The sequence below is a fragment of the Streptomyces sp. 150FB genome (genome assembly GCF_000818195.1).
In the GTDB taxonomy this organism is placed as follows: domain Bacteria; phylum Actinomycetota; class Actinomycetes; order Streptomycetales; family Streptomycetaceae; genus Streptomyces.
In genome coordinates, this window is the sequence record NZ_JTHL01000001.1 from 2047187 (window position 1) to 2055018 (window position 7832).

General features: G+C 71.9%; 8 protein-coding genes. 4 read left to right on the forward strand and 4 right to left on the reverse strand.

The annotated features are described in order from the left end of the window. The first annotated feature begins 156 nt into the window (after nt 1-156). Complete coding sequence (locus QR77_RS08430; RefSeq protein WP_040020681.1) at nt 157-1056, forward strand: hypothetical protein; 900 nt, start codon at nt 157-159, stop codon at nt 1054-1056. Between the two features lie 100 nt (nt 1057-1156). Beyond that, nucleotides 1157-2728 carry an ankyrin repeat domain-containing protein gene (locus QR77_RS08435; RefSeq protein ID WP_040020682.1) on the forward strand — a complete coding sequence of 524 codons (1572 nt, stop codon included), beginning with the start codon at nt 1157-1159 and terminating at the stop codon, nt 2726-2728. 93 nt (nt 2729-2821) lie between these two features. On the opposite strand, the gene QR77_RS08440 is transcribed toward QR77_RS08435, so the two are convergent. From QR77_RS08440 to QR77_RS08455, 4 genes are all read right to left on the reverse strand, one after another. Continuing rightward, on the reverse strand, nt 2822-3208 hold the full coding sequence (locus tag QR77_RS08440) for a barstar family protein (RefSeq protein ID WP_040020684.1): 387 nt from the start codon (nt 3206-3208) through the stop codon (nt 2822-2824). Nucleotides 3209-3242: 34 nt separating this feature from the next. Then, nucleotides 3243-3632: a ribonuclease domain-containing protein gene (locus tag QR77_RS08445; RefSeq protein ID WP_040020686.1), complete on the reverse strand. Its 390-nt coding sequence runs from the start codon at nt 3630-3632 to the stop codon at nt 3243-3245. Nucleotides 3633-3725: 93 nt separating this feature from the next. Continuing rightward, the gene (locus QR77_RS08450) at nt 3726-4385 is read right to left on the reverse strand and encodes a response regulator transcription factor (RefSeq protein WP_040020688.1); all 660 of its coding nucleotides are present in this window, start codon (nt 4383-4385) and stop codon (nt 3726-3728) included. Beyond that, nucleotides 4382-5545 carry a histidine kinase gene (locus QR77_RS08455; RefSeq protein WP_052488608.1) on the reverse strand — a complete coding sequence of 388 codons (1164 nt, stop codon included), beginning with the start codon at nt 5543-5545 and terminating at the stop codon, nt 4382-4384. The genes QR77_RS08450 and QR77_RS08455 overlap by 4 nt, the downstream gene beginning before the upstream one ends. A 200-nt stretch (nt 5546-5745) precedes the next feature. Here QR77_RS08455 and QR77_RS08460 point away from each other — a divergent pair, with 200 nt between their 5' ends. Both QR77_RS08460 and QR77_RS08465 read left to right on the forward strand, forming a co-directional pair. Next, complete coding sequence (locus tag QR77_RS08460) at nt 5746-6723, forward strand: ABC transporter ATP-binding protein (RefSeq protein WP_078877767.1); 978 nt, start codon at nt 5746-5748, stop codon at nt 6721-6723. Beyond that, on the forward strand, nt 6720-7748 hold the full coding sequence (locus tag QR77_RS08465; protein ID WP_052488609.1) for a hypothetical protein: 1029 nt from the start codon (nt 6720-6722) through the stop codon (nt 7746-7748). The genes QR77_RS08460 and QR77_RS08465 overlap by 4 nt, the downstream gene beginning before the upstream one ends. Nucleotides 7749-7832: the final 84 nt, after the last annotated feature.

The window sequence follows — 7832 nt, forward strand, 5'->3', positions numbered from 1 at the left end:
GCCTGATCACGGCCGCCGCGCCGCCGCCGCACACCCCGGCCCGCCGCCCCCGGGCGCCCGGCCCGCCTCCGTAACGCCCGCGACCTGCCCGTACCTCTCCCCCGCCCGCCGTACAGTTGAATCCGGCTGACCGTCCTTCCCAGGAGGTGCCCGGGCGTGACGCAAGGCAGCGAGGTCGTACACGGCTATCCGCATCTGGACACCGTCCGTGCGGCCCTCAGCGCGCTCTACAAACGGCTCTCGCCCGACGGCATCGCCACGTACGGCACCAGCGTCGCCCCGGTCGACATCGCCTTCTCCGATGTGGACGATCTTCATCTCGGTACGCAGCGGGTCGCGCACGCGCTGGTCCAGCAACTCCATCTGCCGGACGCGCACATGATCATCAGCTTCCGCGAGATGGAGCACGCGGCGAGCGTGGAGCTGACGGCGGGACCCGAGTACTTCATCGAGCTGAACGATCGTTTCCGCACCCACCGCAGGGACATCGGCGCCGCCCTCGCGCACGAGATCACGCATGTGCTGCTGCACCGGCTCGGCCTGAGCTTCCCCGGCACCCGCGACAACGAGATCCTCACCGACACGGCGACGACCTACCTCGGCGCCGGCTGGCTGCTGCTCGACGCGTACCGCGAGGACCGCGACTCCAGCCAGAAGCTCGGCTACCTCACACCCGAGGAGTTCGGGTACGTCCTCGCCAAGCGGGCGCTGCTCTTCGACGAGGACCCCCGGATCTGGTTCACCAGCCCGCAGGGCTACACCGCGTACACCAAGGGCAGGGCGCAGTCGCTGCGCGACGAGCAGCAGCCGCCGCTGACCACGGCGGGCTGGACGGGACGGCACAGGTACGCCAAGGACCGCCGCTACGCGCTGGACCACCCCGGCACCGACCCGGCCCCCGACCCCGGCGTGTCGTACGCCTTCGAGCGGCTTCCCGACGGGCTCCGGGTGGCGTTCCCGTGCCCGACCTGCCATCAGCGGATCCGCGTGCCGGTGCGGGGGCGGGTGCGGGCGCGGTGCGGGCTGTGCAGGACGGTGCTGGAGTGCGACACCTGACGGACCGCGAGGCATCTCAAGGCACCCGGCCCTACAGGCGACACGACACGCGATCGGATACCTGATCGAATCCGTACGGCGGCGCCCGTAGTGTCGAAGTATGACGAATGAGCCGACAGCAGGTGTTCACGACCTGTTCGAGGCGGTACGCGGTGGCGCGGACGACGCTGTCGTACGGCTGCTCAGGGCCGGGGCAAGCGCCGAGGCGACCGACGAGTACGGCGAGACCGCGCTCTATCTGGCATCCGTGAGCGACGAGCCGGGCATGGTACGGCTGTTGCTCACGGCGGGCGCCGATCCGGAGCGGGCCTGCGGCCAGGACGGCGGGGACCTGCCGCTGTGCGGGGCCGCCTGTGGCGGTCACACCGAGGTCGTACGGGCGCTGCTCGCGGCGGGCGCCGCGCCCGACCGCAGGGAGGCGTTCGGCTTCACCGCGCTCGTCTGGGCGGTCGTCCAGGGCTTCACCGACACGGTGGAGGCGCTGCTCGACGGCGGCGCCGACCCCGATCTGCCGGGCCCCGGCGGCGAATCGCCGCTGCTGCTCGCCGCCCGCAGAGGGTCGGCCGCGACCGTACGGACCCTGCTCGCGCACGGCGCCGGAGCGGACGGCGCCAGAAGAGCGGACGGCAACGGCGCGCACGGCGACGGTCCTTCGGCGCGGAAAGCCGCACTGGCCGAGGCGCGCCGCTGGCTCACTCTCGATGTGGAGCGTGAGCTGCGCGACGGTCTGCTGCGCGCGTACGGCGACGGGTACGAGACGGTGGTGCGCCGGGTCGAGGCCGAGGGGTCCCAGACCGTGGTCGTGGAGCTGCTGCGGGACGGCGCGCCGGTCGCCGGGGTGGAGCAGCAGACGGGGCACGCCGCCGTCGCGACGCTGCTGGAGGCCGAGTTGGGGATCGTGACGCCGTACGAGGTGCTGGCGGCCCGCGCGTCGCGCTGCGGGGATCCCGGGCGCGACGACTGGCGGGAGCCGGTGGCGGTGCTGTGGGCGCGGGGCAACGACGACACGTACCGCGCCGCGGTCGCTTCGTGCAAGGCGGCCGATCCGCTGCGGCAGGCGTTCGGGGCCGCCGTCCTGGGGCAGTTGGGGCGCCGGTCGGCCGGGGTGCGGAGCGAGCGGTCGTATACGGCCCGTGCGGTCCCCGTGCTGCGCGAGCTGTCCCGGCGGGCGGCGGCGCCGGAGGTGGCGGGCGCGGTGGTGGAGGCCCTCGGGCAGCAGGGCGACCCGGCCGTACTGCCGGAGATCCTGCGCCACCGCGCCCATCCGGACGCGGGTGTACGGCGCCGGGTGGCGCTGGCGTCGACGGGGCTCGTAGCGGGCGGTGACGGCGAAGCGGTCGCGGCACTGGCCGAGTTGAGCGGGGACCCGGATCCCGCGGTCCGGCGCGGGGCGGTGGCGGCGCTGGCCGGGGTGGACGCGGACACACCGGAGATCCGTGCGGCGCTGGCGGCGCGGCTGCGTGACCCGGACGCCGATACCGCGGCGGAGGCCGCCGCCGGTCTGGCCGTACGGCAGGACCCGCGCGCGGTCGACGCGCTGGCCCGCATCCTGGCCGACGCGGAACCGGATGGGTACGCGCGGCAGTTGGCCGCCGACGCGGTGCGGTATCTCCCCGAGGGCCCCGACCGACGCCGCCTTGAGCGAACCCTCCCCCGCCGCCACGGAACGTAGCGACGAGGGCGGCCGAACCGATCAGCCGATCAGCCGGTCCTCTGGTCAGCCCATCAGCCGGTCAGCCAATCATCCGGTCATCCGGTCATCCGGTCAGCGCAGCCGCAGCACCCCCGGGGCCTCTTCCTCGAAGAGCTGGGTCAGCTCTTCGAAGACCGTAGGTCCCCGGCCCGCCTCGGCCTCGGCCAACTGCGCCCGGAGCGCGGGTCCGTTGTCGGGGTGTGCGCGTTCCAGCCGCCGCCGGACCACGCGTGCGGTCTCTTCGTGTCCGAGTGCCTGGCGAGAGGCTTCGTGGGCGCGCCATTCGACGGCGAAGTCTCCGTCGTCCGGCGTCCCGTACCCACCGCGCAGGCAATCTGCGAGGCTGTCGAGATTACGTCCGAAGTAGCCGCCTGGGCCGTTCACGGCGGCGCCGATCACCTGCCAGAAACGATCGAGGCCGGTGACCTCCGCCCCGTCGATCACATACGTCACCGTCATGGGGCGGAGGTTACCTTTCCCGGGGAGGCTGAGCTCAGCAGCCGTAGTTGACGAGCGAGAACGACTCGTAGTGGTTGGAGGTGTAGTAGTCCTCGTTGTTCTTCTGGCCGGTGATGATGCGGCGGGCGCCACGGTCGGGGGAACCGGGGGTCACGACGGTGTACTCGTGGTAGTAGCTGCTGGACTGGCTCGGCAGCAGGTGCTCACGGTTCTGGAAGACCGCGCCGTCCTGCGAGTACGGGTAGGGGCCGCCCGCTTCGATCAGGTCGAGGGTGTGGTGGGCCTGGGAGGGGAGGCTGCCGTAGCAGATGCTGCCGACGGCGGCCGGGGCAGCGGTCGCTGTGGCGGTGACTCCACCGACGAGGAGAGTCGAGACGAGGGCGGCGAGGCCGCCGATGGCGGCGATACGTGGGGGAATTCGCATGCCCTTATGATGACGCGCGTAGACAGGGACACGTCAATCCCAACTCGTGTGAATTTCCTGGAAGTTAACCGGATGGGCGCCGTCCGTCCGGTCTCAGGCCTCGCCCGCGTCGTGAACCGTCAGCGCGATCTGGACCCGGTTGCTGAGGCCCAGTTTGGTGAGGATGTGCGAGACGTGCGCCTTCACCGTGGGCACGCCCATGTACAGCTCGGCCGCGATCTCCGCGTTGGTCCTCCCCCGCCCGACGGCGACGGCGACCTCCCGCTCCCGGTCGCCGAGGAGCGCCAGCGCCTCCCTGGCGCGCAGGGTCTGGGCCCGCCGCCCGGTGTCGGGGGCGGTCGTCAGCCGGGTGATGAGCTGCTGGGTCACCGCGGGCGACAGCACGGGCTCCCCCGCCGCCACTCTGCGTACGGCCGCCACGATCTCACCGGGCGCCGTGTGCTTCAGCAGGAATCCGGCGGCGCCCGACTGGAGCGCGCGCAGCACGTACTCGTCGGTCTGGAAGGTCGTCAGCATCACGATCGCCGGCGGAGAGGGCCGTTCGCGCAGCAGTTGGGTCGCTTCGAGTCCGTCCACGGTCGGCATGCGGATGTCCATCAGGACGAGGTCGGGGGCGTACGTGTCGACCAGCGCGGCCACTTCGCTCCCGTCCGCCGCCTCGGCGACGACCTCGATGTCGTCGGCGCCGCCGAGCATCAGCCGCAGCCCCGAGCGGACCAGCGGATCGTCGTCGGCGAGCAGTACACGGATCATGGGGGCCAGGGTAGCCAGGCGTGCAGCAGGAAGTCGTCGGCGGATCTGCCGTAGGTGACCTTTCCGCCGGCCAGTGCGGCGCGTTCGGTGAGTCCGATCAGGCCCTGGCCCGTTCCGGGTATGCCGGAGTGCGGGCCGCCCCGGGGAAGGGCGTTGCGCAGGTCGACGGAGATGCCTTCGCGGGGTCCGCCGTGGACCGCTATCCGGACGGGGGCGTCGGGCGCGTGTTTCCTGGCGTTGGTCAGCCCTTCCTGGACGACGCGGTACGCGGTGCGGCCGGCGATCCCCGTCGCGTCGGCGGGTTCGGCGATCCGCTCGTCGAGTTCGACGTCCGTCCCGGCGGCCCGGGCCTCGGCGACGAGTTTGCGTACGTCGGCGAGGGTCGGCTGCGGTGGCTCGGCGGCGCCGTCGTCGGCCGGGGCACGGAGCACCCGCAGGACCACTTGCAGGTCTTCCAGGGCCTTGTGGGCGCTCTCGCGGATCACTCCCGCGGCGCGTTCGACCTCTTCGGCGGGGGCCCCGGGGTGGAACTCCAGCGCGCCGGCGTGGACGCTCAGCAGGGACAGCCGGTGTGCCAGTACGTCGTGCATCTCCCGCGCCGTGTCCTCCCTGGCCTGCTGCTGGGCCCGTTCGGCGCGCAGCACCACCTCGGCCTCGGCGCGGTCGGTGCGCTCGCTGAGGGTGCGTACGAACAGGCCCCAGCCGACCGCGGCGGCGACCAGCGTGCAGCCGATGAGAGCCACGGCCGTGAGCGGATCGCCCAGCGAGGGGTCCAGCAGATAGGTGGCCGGTATCGGTACGAGGGCCAGCACGGTGACCCGTGCCGTGGTCCGCGACGGGCACAGCACGGCGACGGTGAACAGCGCGACGAGGGCCGGTACGACGGCCGGCGAGCAGATCGCGAAGAACAGGGTGGCGATGGCGACGGGCACCGGCCTGTCGCGCCGCCACCACAGCAGCAGGCAGGCGGGCAGCGCCAGGAACTGTCCGTCCGTCCAGATGTTGCTCCACGGCAGGACGCGGGCGAGGGGGTCGCTGAGCGACATGTCGGGCAGGCCGGTGGAGAGCTGCGGGTAGAGCGACATGCCGGTGAACCGGACGCGGGCGGTGACGAAGGTCAGGGCCAGGGCCAGGAGCACGATGCCCAGGTCGGATGCCATCTCTCGGTTCGTACGGCGCATAGCCACCAAACCTACGGGGTGGCGGCGGCCGCTCAGGTCCCGTTCGGGGCCCCGGCCGGATGTCCATACCTTGGTATGCGCCGCGGCGCCGGGAAGCCGACTTCGGTCGGGGCGGGAGGCATCCCTTTCGCCGAAGCGGCAGGAGTGCGGTGATCATTAGCGTTCCCGGCATGAACGGCATGAACACATCGCAGGACGGCGTCCGGCCCGGAAGAGAGCACCACGTGACCAGTGACATCAGCAGCCCGGCCGCCCTGGAGGCGGTGGGGCTCGGCCGGCGCTACCGGCGGGGCTGGGCGCTGCGGGACTGTTCGTTCCGGCTGCCGGCGGGACGGGTCTGCGCCCTGGTCGGTCCGAACGGCGCGGGCAAGACCACCCTGCTGTCGCTGGCGGCGGATCTGCTGGAGCCGAGCGCCGGTTCGATCCGGCTGTTCGGGAACGCGCCCCGGTCGGGCGCCGCCCGGCAGAGCACGGCTTTCCTCGGGCAGGAGAAGGCGCTGTATCCGCGCTTCCGGGTGGACGAGACGCTGCGGCTGGGGCGTGAGCTGAATCCGTCGTGGCATCAGGAGACGGCTGAGCGGATCATCGCCGAGGGCCATGTGCCCCTGAACGCCAGGATCGGGGCGCTGTCCGGCGGGCAGCGCACCCGGGTGGCGTTCGCTCTCGCGCTCGGCAAGCGTCCGCAACTCATGCTGCTGGACGAGCCGATGGCCGATCTCGACCCGCTCGTCCGGCGCGAGATGACATCGACGCTCATGGGCCAGGCCCGTGAGCACGGTTCGACGGTGGTGATGTCCTCCCACCTGGTGTCGGAGCTTGAGGACGTCTGCGACTACCTGGTCCTGATCAACAACGGCATCGTGCGGCTGGCGGGCGAGGTGGACACCGTCATCGACAGCCACCGGCTGCTCATCACCCCGGCCGGCTCCCCCGGACAGGGCCCCTCCCCGGCCGGTCACCTGACGATCGAGACCATCACCACCCGCGGCGAGAGCGCCACCCTGGTGCGTCCGCAGGGCCCGCTGCCCGACGGCCCCCAGGTCCGCGTCCCCACCCTGGAGGAGCTGTTGCTCGCCTATCTGCGGACCCCTGACGCGCCGCCGCTGATCACTCCGAGCGCCCAGCCGTCCGCCGTCGCGCACGAGGTGGCGGCATGAGTGACGCGCTTCTCTCCCGGCCCGCCGGTACTGCGGCCTCCGCGAGCCGCCGGCCCCGGCTGCGTGGTCTTACGTGGCTGATGTGGCGGCAGAACCGGCTGACGTTCTGGATCGGTCTCGCCGTTGTCGTCGCGGTCGCCGGCTACGCCGCGATCCAGCACAACCACATCGCCGAAGCGGTCGTGGACCAGCACCTGGCCGACTGCCGGGCCACGGTGGCGGTGACGGACATGGCGCCGGAGTGCGCGTCACGGCTGCTGGCGTTCGGTCAGAAGTACCAGTACCCGATGCGCCTGCCGCTCCAGCTCATGCTGGTGGTGCCGCTGATCGCCGGGCTGTTCCTGGGCGCGCCGCTGATGTCGCAGGAGCTGGAGTCGAAGACGTACCGGATGGTCTGCACCCAGTCGGTGACCCGGCTGCGGTGGTTCGCCGTCAAGCTCGGCGTGCCCGTGGTGATGACGGTCGTGATCACCGGGATCCTGGCGGCGGCCATGACCTGGTGGTGGCGGCCGGTCTCCGTGCTGGGCGACCGGTTCCCCTGGTACGACTGGTATCCCTTCGACGGGATCGGGCCTGTCGTGGTCGGTCAGTCCGTGCTGCTGCTGCTCGTGGGTGTGACGCTCGGGCTGGTGCTGCGGCGTACGGTCCTCGCGATGGGCGCGACCCTGGCCGCCGGCGCTCTGGTGATGTATCTGCTGGAGCAGGTGCGAGGTCATCTGCTGCCCATGGTCACGGTGACGGCTCAGCACACCACCGCCGCCCCGTCCCCGGACGGCTTCTGGGCCGTGTCGACCGGTTTCCTGTCCGCTTCGGGACAGAGGATGCCGGAGGTGAAGGCCTGTTTCACGGCGACCGGCGGCTACGAGAAGTGCGTGTTCGCCCATGGCAGGACCGGTACGTGGACGGACGGGCACCCGGCTTCGCAGCTCTGGGGCATCCAGTGGGCCGAGTTCGGGCTGTGCGCGGTGCTCGCTGCCGTGCTGGCCGGGGTGTGCGTGTGGTGGGTCCGCCGCAGGATGGTGTGACCCGGATCCCTCAGGACGTAGCGACGTACGGACGCACCCGTGCCCGGTACCTCACGTGAAGCGAGGTGCCGGGCACGGGTGCGT

Excerpts from the sequence above, each read along its gene's own strand:
- QR77_RS08435 (WP_040020682.1), top strand. The coding sequence starts at position 1,157 with ATGACGAATGAGCCGACAGCAGGTGTTCACGACCTGTTCGAGGCGGTA.
- QR77_RS08460 (WP_078877767.1), top strand. The coding sequence starts at position 5,746 with ATGAACACATCGCAGGACGGCGTCCGGCCCGGAAGAGAGCACCACGTG.
- QR77_RS08465 (WP_052488609.1), top strand. The coding sequence starts at position 6,720 with ATGAGTGACGCGCTTCTCTCCCGGCCCGCCGGTACTGCGGCCTCCGCG.
- QR77_RS08450 (WP_040020688.1), bottom strand. The coding sequence starts at position 4,385 with ATGATCCGTGTACTGCTCGCCGACGACGATCCGCTGGTCCGCTCGGGG.
- QR77_RS08455 (WP_052488608.1), bottom strand. The coding sequence starts at position 5,545 with ATGGCATCCGACCTGGGCATCGTGCTCCTGGCCCTGGCCCTGACCTTC.
- QR77_RS08440 (WP_040020684.1), bottom strand. The coding sequence starts at position 3,208 with ATGACGGTGACGTATGTGATCGACGGGGCGGAGGTCACCGGCCTCGAT.
- QR77_RS08445 (WP_040020686.1), bottom strand. The coding sequence starts at position 3,632 with ATGCGAATTCCCCCACGTATCGCCGCCATCGGCGGCCTCGCCGCCCTC.